The following is a 15,312-nucleotide window of genomic DNA, read 5'->3' on the forward strand; positions in this document are numbered from 1 at the left end:
TCTGGCGTTACATCGTTTCGAGTTTCGGCGACGCCGGACGGCTAACCAGCCGCGACAACAACGACGTGCGTCCCGCGGGCTGCCGCCCCGATGCCGGCACGCCGCCCACAATGTTTTGCGCGAGCGTTTGCAGGCTGCGCGCGACGTCGCTTTTACGAGCGGTCGTCAGAACCGGCAAGCCCTGATTCATCGCGTCCGATACGACTGCCGCATCTTCTGGAATGACCTGCCACGCCTGCATGCCCAGCACCTGTTCGAGCGCCGCGCGCGGACGCTCGGCATGGCGCGTGTAGCGGTTCAGCAGGAGCCGCATCTGATCGGATGCATAGCCGAGCGAACCGAGAATCTCCTGCAGCCTGCGGCCGGCCCGCACATGCGGCATGCTCGCCTGCAGCACGATATGGATCTGCTCGCTGCTGTCGAGCGCGAGCATCGACAGTTGATTGATGGTCTGGCCGAGGTCGAACAGCACGAAGTCGTAACGCGGCACCGCCACGCCGAGAATCCATTCGAGCCGGTCGTCCTGCAGTTCGGCCGCCTTGATCGGGTCGCCCGCGCCCGCCAGGATGTGAAAGTGCTCGCTGACATGCACGAGGCTCGCATCGAAAAACGCGAGATCCATGCGCTCTATCTGAGAACAGATTTGCGGCAATGTCGAAGGCGGCGTTTCATCGGACACGAGAAAAGCGGCGTCGGCGAATTGCTGGTTGAGATCGATCAGCAATACGCGCTTTTGCGCGCTGCTCGCAATCGCGTGCGCCACGTTGCTGGCGATAAAGCTGGTGCCCGCGCCGCCCTTGCACGACATGAACGAAAGGATCCGCGTGTCGTGCGCGTGGCCGGGCGCGCATTGGGCCTGCGCGCGGCGCAGCGCTTCGCTCAGCGGCCGTGAATCGAGCGGCCAGCCGAGCACGTCGCGAAAACCCGCGCGCATGGCGGCGATCAGGGTTGGCGACGACGTGTCGGGCGTCACCAGAATGCAGGTGAGCCGCGCATGCGCGTGATGCAGACTCTCGACGACGGCAAGTTCGGCGTCGGTGAGCGACTCCGCGTCGACCATCAGCACATCGAACGCATCGAGACTGTCGCCCCGTTCGCTCAGACGCGACGGCTTGCCGGTCGCGCGGGTGGTCCGGCAACCGCCGCATTCGCCGATCAGACGCACGATCTGCGCGAGCCGGGTGCTGTCTTCAGAGAGGGCCAGGACATTGATCATGATGTTCTCACCGCAACGAACCAGATGGACCGACGGAGGTTGCCGTCAGCGAAATGCGCAAGACGCGGGGCGGTCACAGGTATCACTGCCCGCCGGTGCCAGCGCCGTTGCCATTGCCGATGCCGATCACGAACGCATTCGACGTGGACGGCGGCGTCTGGAACGATTTGTCGTAGGCGTTCTGTGCCGCCACTGCCGCCTTGCCGTCGACGCCCGGCGTGGACGGCGTGTGCTCGCCCGCGTGCGGATCGATGATCTGCATCTGGCTGACGGTACGCACGGCGTCGCCGAAATGCGCGTCCCACGTCGGCGTGCTCGTCATGCAACCGCCAAGCGCTGCGCCCAGCGTCAGCACGAGTGCCGCGCGGCCAGCCAAAACAAGATGTTCGAGTGTCATGAGATTCTCCTGGCCACGCTTTAACGTGCATCTGCGGGAGGGGTTGCGCCCGCTTTGGCGAGTACCTGCTGATCGCCCGTTGCGGACCGCTGCTGCGTCGCATCGGGATTCGGTGCGGCGCCGCTGACGGAAGGTGCGTTAGCGGGTGACAGCGGTGTCGCCATCGACGCCCCCGCACTCTCCGGCGAGCCGACTGCCACCGCAGGCTCCCGGCCGACCTGCGTATCGCGCGGCGACAACGCAGCCGGCGTGTTCGACTCCGGTACCGGTGCAGGTGCCGGCGCTTGCGGCGCATTCGGCGCAGCGGATGCCGGGGCAGCCGGTCGCGGCTGACGGCCTTCCATGTTGCCGGTGGCGTAGACGGCAGCGTCGGAGGTCGGGTGGAAACTGTCGGTCGGCAGCGGATAATCGCCGCTCGGCAGAGGCTTCACGAGATGCACGGTGATGATGAAAACGAGTTCCGTGCGGTCCTGCTGGAACGACGTGCTGCGAAACAGCGCGCCCAGCACCGGTACTTCACCGATACCCGGAACCGCCTTGAGCGAGCCCGTAATGTTGTTCTGGATCAGCCCACCGATCGCGAAGCTTTCGCCGTCGTTCATCTGTACGGTGGTCGCCGCGCGCCGGGTCGTGATGAGCGGCAGGATCGCCGAGCCGCTGGTGCCGGATGAGGTCACGGTGACCCCGGTCGGCGACAGTTCGGAGACCTCAGGCGCGACCTTCAGATTGATGCGGCTGCCCGCCAGCACGGTCGGTGTGAATTTCAGACCTACGCCGAATTCTTCTTCCTGCAGCGTGATGGTCGAGCCGCCGGTGCCGTTGCTTTGCGGCACCGGAATGAAGACCCTGCCACCGGCGAGGAACGACGCTTCCTGACCGCTGAGCGTCACGAGATTGGGCTCTGCGAGAATCTTGCCGAGGCTGTCGCTCTTCTGCGCATCGACGGCGATGTTGAACGGCCGGTTGTTCGCCTTGCTGACGGCGATGCCGTTACCCACGCCCGCGAGCAGGCTGCTCACCAGCGCGCCGGTCCACGACCCGAAGCCGCCCTGGATATTGACCGCCGCGCCCAACTGGTTGAGCAGGGTCTTCGAGACTTCGGCGACCTTGACTTCGAGCATCACCTGCTGGGGCGAACCAACCGTCATCATGTTGATGATCTCTGATGGCTTGCTGACGCTCGAACTCTGCTGACTCAGGCTGGCGGCCGCGCCGGCGAAGTTCGTGGTGCTCGCCTGCTGTTGCTGGGTCGGTTGCGCGCCCGCGAATGCGTTGGCGATCTCCACCGCCTGCTGCGCGGCCTGCGGATTCGACACATTGCCCGCCAGCACGAAATTGCCGGCGGCGGACGAAACGCGAATGTTGTGCTCGGACGGCAACAGTTGCTGCAAGGTTCGCTGCAGTCCGTCCGAATCGACATTGACGATGACGTCGATGATCTGGCAGCGGCCGCTGCGTCCCTGCACGATCATGTTGGTCGTGCCGACCGTCATGCCAACGACGTAGAGCGTGCGCGCGGACACCAGCGTGGCCTGCGCGACGATCGGGTTGCCGAGCGTGCGGTTGCGTGCCGGTTCGGCAAGCGGCACGAGCGCCGACTTGCCGACCGGGACCGCGACGCTCGATTCATCGGTGATCTCGCCTGTGCAGCTTGGGCCACTCAACGGCGCATTGCCGATCGACTTGCCGCCGGCCGACGGTGCGGCCGACATCGGCGCCATGCTGATCATCATCGGCACGGGACCGCGCCCAACCGGCAACGGCGCATTCGCCGCGCCCTGACCGGGCCCAGGTGCTCCGTTCATCACCTGCGCTGCGCCGTTTTGCGCCATGCCCATTGCAGCGCACAGCGCTGCAGCGAGCACTGTCCCGCTCAGCGCGCGACGACGCGTGCGGCTGCCGGATGAGAACCCCAGTTCTGTTTTCATGTTCTTATGCCCCCGTTGCTCGATGCCGATGCGCCGAGACCGTCGTTTTTGAATGTGTCGTGCCGAACGCCGCGCCGGATTAAAAACACTCGACACTGCCCGTCGCGCCCGACAGCACACCGATGCAGTCGCGCTTCGGCGCCGGCCGCGCCGCGTAGTGCGCACGCACCGGATGAACCGGCTCGACCGCTGGCGCCGATGCCGGCATATCGAGCAAGGTGAGTTTGGTCGCGCCGTCCGTCGAGGGTGTCTGCTTGTCGATCTGATTGCGCAAGACGAGCGACAGCGTGCCGACGCTGCGCGCGAGGTCGAGCTTCTCGGCCTGCTCGGGCGTCACTTCGAGCGTGACTGCGTTGACCACTTTCGGCGCGGTGTCGTCGCGGCTCACCTGCTGCGCTACCGCGAGCACGAGAATCTGTTCGAGTACGATCTTCGAGATGCTTTGTTGCGTGTCGACGCTGGCGGGTCGCTGCGTATTCACGATCACGTCGACGTAATTGCCGGGCAACGCAAAACCGGCCACGCCGACCACGTCGTTGACGCGCACCGTGATCGCCCGGCGGCCCGAACCGATCACCGCCGAGAGTCCACCTTTCGTACCGACCGGCGCGAGCTTCGATTCGAGCACCGGCTCGCCGGGTGCGAGACTCGTCAGTACGACGCGTCCCTGGAGCGCTTTGTCGTCGACGAAAGCACCGGGCGGAACGCTGCCCGTGGGCCAGTTGATCGTGTGGACGAGCGCGGGCGTGATCGGCTCGCCGAGGTTGACGACGCCCGCAGCCACAACCACCGGCGTCACGGCGCTCGACGAGGTCTGCAACAGCCAGCGCGACGCCAGCACCACGGCGGCGAGGCCGGCCAGCACGGCAAAAGCAAGCATGACTAAAGCGCGACTGTTTTTCATGGCAACACTCCTGCATGGTTCATCACAACGTCCGGTCCCGCCGGATGTCCGCTTTCGATACGATTGCCTCAGGCGGTTCTCGCCGGCGGCAGGATTGTTTCAACCTCGTTGCGTTACGGGAACGTCGCCGCGAACAACATGCCGAGCGTGCCGGCCGCGATCGCGACACCGTACGGAATGCTGCCCACCGATGCCGTTAATCTCCCGCCGCTCGACGACGTTTGCGGCGTCAGGATCTGCCGCAAATTGATCAGCAATTGCGCGACGCGACGGCGGCCCACCACCAGCCCAACCGACCACACTCCGCCGATCACGAGCGTGACCAGCGCGATATGAAACGTCATGACGGGGCCAACCCATGCGCCGACCGTCAGCAGCAACTTGACGTCGCCAGCGGCCATGCCGCGTACCAGATAGAACGGCAATAGCAACGCGAAGCCACACGCGGCGCCCGCCAGCCACGCGAGCGCTCCGTTCGCCAGTCCATGTAACCAGAGCTGCACGCCAAGCGCCGCCACCAGGCCGATCGCGATCACGCGATTCGGAATCCGGCGCGTGACGATGTCGGTGCTGGCCGCCACGATGACCAGCACGATCACGCACAAAGGCACAGGTTGCGGCGGCAGGGGCAGCGGTGTCATGAAAGGTCTCGCTCCGTCGGACTGGTTGTTCACGCTACGGCTGCAGCAACGCTTCACTGCAGCCGGAAAGAATTCGTTCGCCGGATAGCCGGCGTGCTGGCCGCACCGTTGGCAGCGCCTGGGAAGGCGCGCCATCGACGGCTGACTCAACCCGGTACGGACGAACCGGAAGCTCCCGTTCGCCCGCCCGTGGGCGCATTAAAGAGCGGTGGCGATATTGTCGAAAGTCGTTTTGATGGCCGTCGCCAGCGAGGTCATTGCTGTGCCGATGACAATGGCGATCAGCGAGCCGAGCAGCGCATATTCGATGGCCGAAATGCCGTCTTCGTCGCGGACAAAACGGGAAGCTTGAGCGATGATGTTCTTCATGACAGACTCCTATGGATGTCTAAATAAATGCCCTTGACCAGGATTGGCCCGAGGGTACGCACTACCGGCACTGCAGGAAAAAATAGATGAAGCGAGATTACGTTCGACGAAGATTCGCCTGTGTGCAGGTATTGATCCGCACTGGGGCAGGCTTCAGCGAAACGGAATAAATAGAGGCCGGTGGGCAGAGCAGCGTGGCCGCTTCGCAGGTCAGGCGTTGCAGCCGGCGGGCGAACAGAGATGCGCCGGCTGCAAGCCATTGGTGGCGTGTGAGCGTGTGGTTCGCCCTGCACTTGCGATGGTCAGTCAGTCTTTTCGACTTGATTGTCATGTTCTACCCCGTATTGCGTCATTTCCGGCTGCCGGTCCAAGCCGGCGCTCTCTTTAAGCAGTCGCGACTTCAAAAACTCGCGGTCTGCTTCTGGGGCGCTTCGTTGTCGAGCTGGTCGGGTCGTCAACTTGGCGCATCCCCTTTAGAGCAAGCGGGATGCCAGCTCGACCAAGAGATTGAAAACACAAGGGTTTCGCATTGACGCCCCACGCGGTCCCTCCCGCTTGCGCACGAAACGTCTCACCCCTGCGACAGTTTCCGGTGTCGCTGATCCACGGCGAAATTCCTGTAGAGGCCCACCGGCTGTGGGCTCCAAACGATTTACCTGGGACATACCCTGGTACAGCGATGCTCCCGATTCACCAGAAAAACAGTGTTCTGAAAACATTCGCTTTGCATAACCCGTCTCAGCGCTGAGAACGGTTTGAGTGGTAGCGCACATAAGGGTGTCCGCTTTCCTCGCCAGAAGAGGTCTCTGATACCTCTCACCCTTGAGGAAGAAAATTAGGCGCTTGCAAGTCGGTTAATTTTCTTCACACAATGAATCAATCGGCAACGCAAAAACAACGCTTATCAAACGAAGCCGATTGAATACGATTAGTAATCTGAAACAAAAAATAGAGCATCTGGATGGATCCACGGGATCACATCCGGACAACAGAACGGCGGGGATCATGGACCTTCTACAACCCGGTTTGCGCAGCCGCGCAAAACCCATTCGCAATGTTCTCATTGCTGAACGCGTGGCCGTGTATAGCGGCGCGATGCTGATCCTGTACGCCGTTTTCTTTGTGCTCTGGGCGCAGGTAAGCGACGGGTTCACTGCTGGCGATCTCCCGAAACCGGGTGTCGATTTCTCGGTTTTCTGGTCGGCTTCGAACGCGATGCTGCACGGCCCCGCGTGGCAAGTCTACGACTACACCTACTTCGAAAAAATCCAGAAGGCGCTGTTCCAGTATCCACGGGGCGGCTTTCTTCCCTGGTTGTATCCGCCCACGTTTCTGCTGCTCGTCAGACCATTCGCGCTGATACCGCCTGTCGTCGCCTACTTTCTTTTTATCGGACTCAGCACGCTGCTCTTCGTATTCGCGACGCTCGGCGTCTCCCGACTCGCTTCCAGCATGAGCCGTTCAGGCCATGCGTGGCTGTTCGTTGCTGCCTCTCCGTGCGTGTTCGTGGCCGCCGTGGTTGGGCAGAATTCACTGCTGACCGCCGGCTTGGCCGCATTAGCCGTTCACTGGCTGATTCGCCACCCGGCTCGCGCCGGTGCGTGCATCGGCTTGCTGGCAATGAAACCGCAAATGGCGTTGCTATTCCCGTTCGTGTTGATCGCCGCGCGGGCATGGCGCACGCTGGGCTTCGCCGCATTGAGCGCATCGCTGTTCGGCATTCTGGGCATCATCACCAGTGGCGCCCAATCGTTGCCGATGTTTCTGGCGGGCACGAAGCTCGCTCGAGAAGTCGTGCTGGAACATCGTCGTGACTACTGGCTCGCCTCGCCCACTCCGTTCGCCGTGCTGCGCGAAGGCGGCGCTCCGCTCGCATTGGCGTATGCGGGGCAGGCGTGCGTGGCATTGATCGCCATTGCGGCGGCCTGCCATGTCTGGATCCACACACGCGACACCCGCCTGCGCGCCGCTGCGCTGGGCGTCGCCACCCTCGTCGTCAATCCCTACGTTTGGGGCTACGAGCTGGCCTGGTCCGGTATCGCTGTTGCCTGCCTGATGGCAACCGGCTTCGACAACGGATGGCGTCGCGCTGAACAGTCTGTTCTGGTGCTCGCGTGGCTGTTGCCGCTTTATGAGTACTTCAACCGGCTGATTCAAGGCCCGCAGATCGGCCCGCTCATCCTGCTGTCGATGCTGCTGTTGATCCTCCGCCGCGTGCGGATCGCCGGTGAGATGACGTCATGAGCCTGCCCTCCTCGCGCAAACTGCCGATAAGCAGCGTGGCGATGCGTGACACCACCGCGATCACCGGCGCGCATTGGCTCGACAGCAAACGTATGTCGATCTATGCGTCCGTGGTGCTGGTCTGCTACGTCGCCGTCTTCATCATCTATCTCTATCGCGTGGTGTGGCAGCAGCTTGCCGGTTTTCCGCCGATAGCAATGGATATCCTGCCCTTCTGGAGCGCCTCGTTTCTTGCGCTTCACGGCCATGCCGTGGATGCCTACAACATCAACGCGTTGACCAGCGTCGAAGCGAGTGCGTCGCCGTACTTCCGCACCATGGGCGGCATGCTGCCGTGGCTGTATCCGCCCAACACCCTGGTGATCATGTCGCCGCTCGCCCTGCTGCCATTGCACGCTGCCGCGGTGACATTCATTGCCGGCACGACGGCGCTGTTCGTCAAAACCATTCACTCGATCGTGCCGCACCGTGTAACGATTCTGGTCGCGCTCGCTTTCCCTGGCGTCGCGGTGGTGGCAGTCGCGGGGCAAAACGGCATGCTGACCGCAGCACTCGCCGCCGCCGGACTATTTGCGCTGCCTCGCCGGCCTGTCGTTGCCGGAATATGCTTTGGATTGCTATGCATGAAACCGCATCTTGTCGTGCTGTTTCCGCTGGCTCTGCTTTTCGCACGTTCATGGCGCGCATTGCTGGCGTTCATGCTGACCACCTTAACGACGCTCGCGCTCGCAGCAATATGGTTCGGCCCAGCTACATTCGTCGCATTCATGCACAACGCGGGTATGGCAGCCGGTTTCGTTGAATCGGGCCGGGCCTTCCTGGCGCGCATGCCGACCGCCCTCGCGCTGATGAAGCTGGCCCACGCGCCGTTGACGGCCGGTTACGCGGCTCAGGCAATCAGCGCGTCGCTGGCGACTGCCGCCGTCTGGTATGCGTGGCGTAACGCGTGCAGCCATGCGCTGCGCGCAGCGACGCTCGTTTGCGCAAGCCTGCTTGTCAGCCCTTATCTGTACGACTACGACCTTGCGTGGTACGGCGTGCTCATCGCCTGGTATTGCAATGACGGCTTACGCCGTGGATGGCTGCGCGGCGAACGCGAATGGCTGATCGTGCTGTGGCTCGCGCCTCTCGCCGGCATGGTGATCGTCACCCGGTTGCCGTTCCAGTTTTTGCCGCTTCTCACCATGACTACACTCGGCATGCTGGTGCGACGCATTGCGCTCGAACGCAACGGCATGGCAATACGTGCGATGTCCACTCATTACATAGACCAACAAAAATAGATCGGGGAAAAACATGTCCACTCCTGTCAACAAGCCATTGATCTCGCTCGTTGTGCCGTTCTACAACGAAGAACAGGCGGTAGAGCGCTTCTTTACCGCCGTCGTGCCGATTCTCGAATCGATCGAACACACACGTTTCGAAATCGTCTGCGTCAACGACGGCAGTAGCGACGGTACGCTCGACCAGTTGATCGCCGCCAGCACGAACGACAAGCGCATCCGTGTCATCGACCTGACGCGCAACTTCGGCAAGGAAGCGGCGTTGACCGCCGGTATCGACGAAGCGGTGGGCGACGCCGTCATTCCAATCGACGCGGATCTGCAGGACCCGCCGGGCCTGATCCCCGTGATGGTGAAGCACTGGCGCGCGGGCGCCGAGGTTGTGGCCGCCAAACGGACCAATCGCGCCTGTGATTCCTTCGCAAAACGCACGGCGGCAGGACTTTATTACCGCGTCCATAACGCGCTATCCGAAGTGAAGCTGCCGGAAAACGTCGGCGACTTTCGGCTGATCGATCGCCAGGTCGTCAATGCCCTGCGCAGCCTGCCCGAACGCCGCCGCTTCATGAAGGGACTCTTTGCGTGGGTCGGCTACCGGACTGTCATCGTCGAATACGAACGCGAACCGCGCAGCGCCGGGCACTCGAAATTCTCGGGATGGAAGCTGTGGAATTTCGCGCTCGAAGGCATCACCAGCTTCAGTACGGTGCCGTTGCGCAGCTGGACCTACATTGGTCTCTCGATTGCAACGCTGGCGTTCTGCTACGGCGGGTACATCGTCGCGCGTACGCTGTGGTCGGGAAACCCGGTGCCTGGCTACGCGTCCACGATTTCGCTGATGCTGTTCATGAGCGGCATCGAGCTGATCGGCATCGGCGTGGTGGGTGAATACGTCGGACGCATTTACTACGAATCGAAAAAGCGCCCGGTCTATCTCGTGCGACGCCGATATCAGGCGAAGACCAAAGTGACCGTGCTGCATCGGGACCGCCAGCCGGTACGGCCAGTTCATGTGGCGCGCCCCGAGGTCGTTCGCAGGCGCGTTGCGCCCAGCGTCCGCGTGGTCGGTCAATAAGCCGGATTCACTGCCAAGGAGCCGACGATGTCCCCTGACGCCTATCTGGAAATGGCCGAAACCGAAGCCGACCACTGGTGGTTCCGCGGCCGGCGCAAGGTGTTGCAAGCGGTGCTGCGCAGCCTCGCCTTGCCACCCAATGCGCGAGTGCTGGAAGTGGGTTCCGGCACCGGCGGCAACCTCGACATGCTGGCCGGATTCGGGACGGTAAGCGGTCTCGAGATGGACCGCACCGCGCGTGCACTGTGCGCGCGAAAAACCGGTGGCCGCTTTGATATCCGGGCCGGTCGCTGCCCGGATGACGTGCCTTTCGGCACGGCAACCGGCGAGCGCTTCGACCTCATCTGTTTCTTCGACTGCCTCGAACATATCGTCGACGACGTTGGATCGCTCGCGCGCATGCAATCGTTGCTGGCCCCAGGCGGCGTGATCGTGTTGACGGTGCCAGCGTGCCCGAGTCTGTGGAGCGCTCACGACGTATTCCTGCGGCACCACCGACGCTACAGCCGGGCAACGCTCACGCGATGCATCGAGGCGGCCGGGTACGACATCGAGCGCATCAGCTATTTCAATACGCTGCTATTTCCTCTTGCGGCGGCCGCGCGATGGTTGTCGCGCCTGACGGGTTTCAACGCCGCGACGGGCGCTCCGGTTCCAGCGCAACCGTTTAATGCGGCGCTTTATGGTCTGTTTAGTGTCGAGCGGCACTGGCTTGCGCACGGTGCGCTGCCTTTCGGCTTGTCGTTGCTCGCTGTGTTGCGGAAGCCTACCGGGGACGTGGGCGAATGAGGTCGCGCGAAGCAGGCCGCTCTTCGGCACCAGGAAGAGATAAAGACGGAACACGGAATTCCGGTCGACCATTCAACGGTGCATCGCCGGGCTATCAGGATGCTACCGGTTCTGGAGAAGGCTAAAGGAGCGAGTCCCCCGCTTGTCCGATCCAACTGTGAAGATCAATCTCGCCGCCCGAGAGTCAACTCACTGCTGCCGAGTACGAGCCCCGTCGGCCGCGCTTTTGCCGGACGCGTTGACATAACCTCGCGAAGAAGTTGGATGCGGGTAGAGAGTGATCTTCCGGTTTCGGGCCATGAAGAGACGTTCGCGCCAAGGTCTAACGGACCTGCTTTGTGGCTCGTGCTTGATCGACAGCGGACGTTCGTCCGAAACCGGCTTTTCGCAGTTCGATTGTTGTTTGCTATTGCATCCCTCGCTGTTCTGCCTGATTCAGGCACGACGGTCACGCCAAATCAACTGGTTGTATTATGCAACTTTATTGTTGTATAGTGCAACCATGTTGATCTGGAGCCTACCCATGAACGCCTGTCCGTCCCTCATTGATGAAATCCGCGCCGCGTCACGCACCATGGTTCGAGAGCTTGGATTCATGCAGACTACTTTGGCCGGTACTCATTACTCCCCATCGGCGGTCCACGCTTTGCTGGAAATCGGTACCAACGGTGCCTCAACGGCCGCGCAACTTGTCCAGGCCCTCAGCCTGGAGAAATCCAGTGTCAGCCGAATGGTGGCTAAGCTCATCGAAGCCGGTGAACTTGAGGAGGCCGTTGGTGACAATGACGGCCGCGTTAAACAGCTTTTCCTGACCAAGAAAGGCAAGCGCACCCTCGACAAGATTCATTCCTACGGCAGAATGCAGGTGACGTCTGCACTTGAAAACCTTAATCCTTCACGACAGCAAGCTATCGCTGACGGACTTAACGCATACGCCCACGCGTTGACGGCGCGCCGTGAGGGGACGGTAACGTCGACGCGAAGCAACATACAAATCGATACCGGGTATCGTCCTGGCATTATCGGCCGCGTCGCTGAAATGCATGCTGCGTTCTATTCACGTCACTCAGGCTTTGGGCAGTTCTTTGAAAGTCAGGTCGCGACTGGCGTGGCCGAATTCGCAGGCCGACTTGGTGAGCAGCGCAACCAAATCTGGACCGCAATTCAAAACGACAGCATCGTCGGTTCAATCGCCATTGATGGACAGGACCTTGGCAACAATCAAGCGCATTTGCGCTGGTTCATCCTCGACGAAGGCTGTCGCGGCGGCGGTGCGGGCCGGCAATTGCTGTCTGCGGCCGTGAATTTTTGCGACCAGCAAGGCTTCGATGCAACCCAGCTCTGGACATTCAAAGGGTTGGATGCGGCAAGGCGTCTCTATGAGTCCTTTGGGTTCGAACTAACGAATGAGGAACCGGGCGGCCAATGGGGAATCAAGGTGATCGAGCAGCAGTTCGTTCGACCCGGAAAATAATCCTGAACTGCATTGGCTCGAAATGACCATCAACGTAAGAGCGACACTTGCGGCCGCAACGTCCGGTGCTTTGGTTGGTGCGGTCATGGTATCCACGAGAGCGGTCGCCGGTGAACTTTCGCCAGCCACGCTCGCCTTTTTGCGGTATCTGATCGGTATTGCGGTACTGGTCGGACCGACACGTCGTCTCACGTAACCAGTCTTTTTGGGTTTTGCGCTCTGTTGGGCGCCAAGCTTGTCGGCGCAGTTGCCAGTAACTTGTATCGCCCCTTTCTTCGTCGCTATCCGGCATTAACAACCTGTTCACTGGCGATGGGAGCCGCCGTTTTGTTGTTGAGCGGATATTGCTTACTAACGCGACAGCCGCTCATGCCGTCCCTCACGGGTTTGCAATGGGCCAATATTTTATTCATCGGTCTTTCAAGCGGACCAGGATATTTTTGTTGGTTGTGGGCGCTGGCAAAAATGGATGCAAGTCGCGTCGTAGCATTTCAGGCATTGGGTCCGGTTACCGCCGCGATCATTGAACTAGTGAAAGCGGGCCGCTTGCCGTCATTCGCATTGGTGACGTCGCTTGTCATGGTCACGGCCGGACTAGTTTTGGCTACGTGTCAAAAACAACGCCACGCAGACAATGACGCAACCGCGAAGTCTGCAACGCGACCGTAGGCATGACTCACCAAGGGCAAAACCAGCGCGAACGCGCAACCCTGATGGCCGCTTCTTGGCACAATCGGACACTGACAAGCGAAATGACGGATCTCCTCGCCCCTCGATTTCGACCGTCAAATCAGTGATTCGCCGGAGCATCTCGGCTTTCTGGCCATCCGCGGCACACCACTGGAGTGAACATATATCCGCCTCCGCGGACTGTTCGAATGACGGATTCGCCGCTCACGTGCGTGTCGAGCTTGCGGCGAAGGCGGCCGACCTGAACATCGATGCTTTGACCGTAGGCTTCACAGGTTGAACCGCGAGCCATATCCAGTAACTGTTCACGGCTCAGTATCCGTTGCGGATGCTCGGCAAATACAAGCAGGATATCGAACTCATTACTCGACAGGATCGTCAACGTATTGTCTGTCGATCGAAGTTCACGTTTGGCGATGTCAAATCGCCAGTCAGCGAAAAGAAAGACTGGTCTTGTTGATGTGCTTCCTGCCGTGTATTCCGCATCTCTCGTCCTGCGCAAAACAGCCTTCACTCGCGCCAATAGCTTCCTCGCGTCGAAGGGCTTGACCAGGTAGTCGTCGGCGCCAATCTCAAGCCCCATGACTCTGTCGACGTGATCGGCAACCGCGGTGAGCATGATGACAGGTATCTTCGATGTGGCGCGCAGTTGCCGGCAGAGGCTGAACGCGTCCTCGCCCTCTAGCATGACGTCGAGGATAACGAGATCGACCGGCTGGCGTTCTATTGCAGCGAACAGCGTCTCTCCGTTGATCGCCGCGCTGACCTCATGGCCGTGCTTGCGGAAAAAGGCGGTCAGCAAGGACCTGATTTCCTCTTCGACATCAACTATTAGAATGTGCGGCATAAAAGTCATTTCCCAACGCTAGCCTGGATGGTGGCTTCCCTGATTTCGTCTGCCCATCGAGATTGGGGCCGGGGCGACATATTATGTCGGGGGTGAAATAAACAGCACGTCATACGTCGATTCCTGATCGTGCTTTGGTGCTGTTGAGAGTTGATCGCTGGACTCGAGCGGATTCAGCGCAGCAAGCAGACAACCGAAAGATTATCGGCAGCCGCGAGAAGCTACTTTCCACTAAGTGAGCGGTATGCTTCGTACGCACAGTGCTTCTACTATCCGAATCCCTCGTTCGACATCGATCTGGAAAACAATAGACGACCTCCCACGCCTGATCTGCGCTTAAGCGGATCGCAATCAGCGCAGCGCGAGAAAAGAAATGGACGTGGGCGGCCGACGCTCGATCAGACGAAGATGTCGATGATACTGCCCAGCAGGCCAACCACTGGCGCTACCGCTATCGCGACAGTAACGATGTCACAAGCGACGCTTACCAATGGATCGAGTGGATCCCAATCCGATGACTGGGCAACTGGCTGGTAGGACGGCCTGGTCCATTGGGTGTTAGTCACAGAGCCAATATTCAAGATAACCTCCCGGTAAACAAAAAATTGCCGACTTCGATCCAAGAGATCCCTCCAGAAGGAAGGACGCTTAAGAATATTTAAAAAGAAGGATTCAGAGATGTTCAGCGCAATCAACAATCATGTGTAGCCGGTCATAACAGTTCCGCGAACACCCGTTGAGTGTCGGCGACGGCATGTTGGGTGTGTCGGCAGCAAATGCCCGCGTGCCGTTTCGTGTTCGTCATCGGAATCTGGCAGCTTGCAAATAAGCGACGTTGTCGACGGGACGGACTCGCGTTTCGGCGACCGGTCGATAAGGCGTAACTTCAGATTCAATAAATTCTGCCGATAAATCGTGCGTCGATGAATTGCAGATTACGCTGGAAATTTACCGAAATGATGAGCGCTTTGTTTCGTTGGGGCGCGCATTGTTTCCGCACTGCAATAATCGAAGCGAATAGCTGAAATCAAACGCAATGCCTGTTCAGATAACATCCATCTGCGTGACTGAGCACTCAATTCCATCTCTCACGATCAACGTGCGATCGATTTTTGGGCGATGCCACTAGCCGCTCTGTTGGCTTCGATTTGAGCGCTGCCGCCGGAAGTGATCTCAATTACTTGTAGAACGATTCAACAATGGGAAATATTTGATGTTGAACAGGACTGTTGTGTGCTTGACGTTAAGTTGCATTCTTGCTGCATGCACGTCAGTCGACGCAGCTAGATATGCACCGTCCGTTGACAACCTTCAGACCTTAAAGTCTTTGGGTCCAGTCGAAGGACGTATCGAACCGTTTGACGCACCGGAGACTCACGATAACCCTTATCCAGTCTTCTTACGCGCGGCCCGGATGCACTCGCCAGTCGGTGGATCGTTTGGTACCTACCTGTC

13 protein-coding genes and 1 pseudogene are annotated in these 15,312 nt (G+C 60.3%); 7 read left to right on the forward strand and 7 right to left on the reverse strand.

Features of this window, described 5'->3' with window-relative positions; genetic code table 11:
* Positions 1-7 precede the first annotated feature (7 nt).
* From BLS41_RS28150 to BLS41_RS28175, 6 genes are all read right to left on the reverse strand, one after another.
* Positions 8-1,216: a CpaE/TadZ family protein gene (locus tag BLS41_RS28150; protein WP_074770743.1), complete on the reverse strand. Its 1,209-nt coding sequence runs from the start codon at positions 1,214-1,216 to the stop codon at positions 8-10.
* A gap of 82 nt (positions 1,217-1,298) precedes the next feature.
* Positions 1,299-1,613, reverse strand: a complete 315-nt coding sequence (locus BLS41_RS28155; RefSeq protein ID WP_074770744.1) for a hypothetical protein — start codon at positions 1,611-1,613, stop codon at positions 1,299-1,301.
* A 20-nt stretch (positions 1,614-1,633) separates the two neighbouring features.
* Positions 1,634-3,541 (reverse strand): type II and III secretion system protein family protein, encoded by a 1,908-nt coding sequence (locus BLS41_RS28160; RefSeq protein WP_074770745.1) that lies wholly within the window; start codon positions 3,539-3,541, stop codon positions 1,634-1,636.
* A gap of 79 nt (positions 3,542-3,620) precedes the next feature.
* Positions 3,621-4,445: a Flp pilus assembly protein CpaB gene (gene cpaB / locus BLS41_RS28165; RefSeq protein ID WP_074770746.1), complete on the reverse strand. Its 825-nt coding sequence runs from the start codon at positions 4,443-4,445 to the stop codon at positions 3,621-3,623.
* 113 nt (positions 4,446-4,558) lie between these two features.
* On the reverse strand, positions 4,559-5,086 hold the full coding sequence (locus BLS41_RS28170; RefSeq protein WP_074770747.1) for an A24 family peptidase: 528 nt from the start codon (positions 5,084-5,086) through the stop codon (positions 4,559-4,561).
* A gap of 198 nt (positions 5,087-5,284) precedes the next feature.
* Positions 5,285-5,455 (reverse strand): Flp family type IVb pilin, encoded by a 171-nt coding sequence (locus BLS41_RS28175; protein ID WP_074770748.1) that lies wholly within the window; start codon positions 5,453-5,455, stop codon positions 5,285-5,287.
* A gap of 1,005 nt (positions 5,456-6,460) precedes the next feature.
* Here BLS41_RS28175 and BLS41_RS28180 point away from each other — a divergent pair.
* The 7 genes and pseudogenes from BLS41_RS28180 to BLS41_RS39720 all read left to right on the forward strand — a co-directional run bounded on the left by BLS41_RS28180 (position 6,461) and on the right by BLS41_RS39720 (position 12,989).
* The gene (locus BLS41_RS28180; RefSeq protein ID WP_253189783.1) at positions 6,461-7,699 is read left to right on the forward strand and encodes a glycosyltransferase family 87 protein; all 1,239 of its coding nucleotides are present in this window, start codon (positions 6,461-6,463) and stop codon (positions 7,697-7,699) included.
* 41 nt (positions 7,700-7,740) lie between these two features.
* Positions 7,741-8,982, forward strand: coding sequence for a glycosyltransferase family 87 protein (locus tag BLS41_RS28185; protein ID WP_171910321.1), 1,242 nt, complete (start codon positions 7,741-7,743; stop codon positions 8,980-8,982).
* A gap of 13 nt (positions 8,983-8,995) precedes the next feature.
* Positions 8,996-10,057, forward strand: coding sequence for a glycosyltransferase family 2 protein (locus BLS41_RS28190; RefSeq protein ID WP_074770750.1), 1,062 nt, complete (start codon positions 8,996-8,998; stop codon positions 10,055-10,057).
* 27 nt (positions 10,058-10,084) lie between these two features.
* The gene (locus tag BLS41_RS28195) at positions 10,085-10,846 is read left to right on the forward strand and encodes a class I SAM-dependent methyltransferase (protein ID WP_074770751.1); all 762 of its coding nucleotides are present in this window, start codon (positions 10,085-10,087) and stop codon (positions 10,844-10,846) included.
* Between the two features lie 18 nt (positions 10,847-10,864).
* Positions 10,865-10,969, forward strand: a pseudogene (locus BLS41_RS38635) (IS6 family transposase); the annotation flags it as partial.
* Positions 10,970-11,369: 400 nt separating this feature from the next.
* Complete coding sequence (locus BLS41_RS28205) at positions 11,370-12,320, forward strand: bifunctional helix-turn-helix transcriptional regulator/GNAT family N-acetyltransferase (protein ID WP_074770752.1); 951 nt, start codon at positions 11,370-11,372, stop codon at positions 12,318-12,320.
* A 258-nt stretch (positions 12,321-12,578) separates the two neighbouring features.
* Complete coding sequence (locus BLS41_RS39720; RefSeq protein WP_253189824.1) at positions 12,579-12,989, forward strand: DMT family transporter; 411 nt, start codon at positions 12,579-12,581, stop codon at positions 12,987-12,989.
* A 121-nt stretch (positions 12,990-13,110) separates the two neighbouring features.
* Here BLS41_RS39720 and BLS41_RS28215 read toward each other — a convergent pair whose 3' ends face one another.
* On the reverse strand, positions 13,111-13,857 hold the full coding sequence (locus BLS41_RS28215; RefSeq protein WP_074770754.1) for a response regulator: 747 nt from the start codon (positions 13,855-13,857) through the stop codon (positions 13,111-13,113).
* Between the last annotated feature and the right edge of the window lie 1,455 nt (positions 13,858-15,312).

This window comes from Paraburkholderia fungorum, from assembly GCF_900099835.1.
In the GTDB taxonomy this organism is placed as follows: domain Bacteria; phylum Pseudomonadota; class Gammaproteobacteria; order Burkholderiales; family Burkholderiaceae; genus Paraburkholderia; species Paraburkholderia fungorum_A.

Bases quoted from the DNA above. Each gene is read 5' to 3' on its own strand.
- BLS41_RS28150 (WP_074770743.1), bottom strand. From the start codon at position 1,216: ATGATCAATGTCCTGGCCCTCTCTGAAGACAGCACCCGGCTCGCGCAG.
- BLS41_RS28155 (WP_074770744.1), bottom strand. From the start codon at position 1,613: ATGACACTCGAACATCTTGTTTTGGCTGGCCGCGCGGCACTCGTGCTG.
- BLS41_RS28215 (WP_074770754.1), bottom strand. From the start codon at position 13,857: ATGCCGCACATTCTAATAGTTGATGTCGAAGAGGAAATCAGGTCCTTG.
- BLS41_RS28175 (WP_074770748.1), bottom strand. From the start codon at position 5,455: ATGAAGAACATCATCGCTCAAGCTTCCCGTTTTGTCCGCGACGAAGAC.
- BLS41_RS28190 (WP_074770750.1), top strand. From the start codon at position 8,996: ATGTCCACTCCTGTCAACAAGCCATTGATCTCGCTCGTTGTGCCGTTC.
- BLS41_RS28170 (WP_074770747.1), bottom strand. From the start codon at position 5,086: ATGACACCGCTGCCCCTGCCGCCGCAACCTGTGCCTTTGTGCGTGATC.
- BLS41_RS28180 (WP_253189783.1), top strand. From the start codon at position 6,461: ATGGACCTTCTACAACCCGGTTTGCGCAGCCGCGCAAAACCCATTCGC.
- cpaB (WP_074770746.1), bottom strand. From the start codon at position 4,445: ATGAAAAACAGTCGCGCTTTAGTCATGCTTGCTTTTGCCGTGCTGGCC.
- BLS41_RS28160 (WP_074770745.1), bottom strand. From the start codon at position 3,541: ATGAAAACAGAACTGGGGTTCTCATCCGGCAGCCGCACGCGTCGTCGC.
- BLS41_RS28195 (WP_074770751.1), top strand. From the start codon at position 10,085: ATGTCCCCTGACGCCTATCTGGAAATGGCCGAAACCGAAGCCGACCAC.
- BLS41_RS28205 (WP_074770752.1), top strand. From the start codon at position 11,370: ATGAACGCCTGTCCGTCCCTCATTGATGAAATCCGCGCCGCGTCACGC.
- BLS41_RS28185 (WP_171910321.1), top strand. From the start codon at position 7,741: ATGCGTGACACCACCGCGATCACCGGCGCGCATTGGCTCGACAGCAAA.